Genomic DNA, 395 nt, shown 5'->3' on the forward strand with positions numbered 1-395 from the left:
TCTGTCAGCTTTGCAGCGAGCTCGATAGCTTTAGATTCTTTGAACTCTCTGTACTGATCCCCCGCTACCGCTTCAGCTGCTGCATGTGCGACAACACTCACTACCAGCTTCATAGGCCCCATCATGGCCTGCACGCTAAGCATCGCAGCCTGAAACTGCTCTGCGGGCAGCTTCTGGGAAAGCTTGACTATATCAACGATGCCATTGAGCGCTGCTTCCCCCCCGTTACGCGGTAAGTCATCAATGAGCACGGCCGGTAGCTCGTACCCTGAGCCAGTCTTCGGCTGGGTGGGAGGTGTGGCACGGCAACTGCCATCATCCATGCAGCCCTTGATTTTCTTATCGTAAATTGCCGCCTTTTCCGAAAAATCATTCAATGCGCTTATAACGTCCGC

Annotated in this window: 1 protein-coding gene; it reads right to left on the bottom strand. The window is 53.7% G+C overall.

Annotated features, from left to right (window positions below):
• Positions 1–395: hypothetical protein (locus tag E1K68_RS27645; RefSeq protein WP_212614981.1), on the bottom strand; the 395-nt coding region annotated here is incomplete at both ends.

Origin of the sequence: Pseudomonas sp. B2021, from assembly GCF_018135665.1 — a bacterium.
Classification (GTDB): Bacteria; Pseudomonadota; Gammaproteobacteria; order Pseudomonadales; family Pseudomonadaceae; genus Aquipseudomonas; species Aquipseudomonas lactis.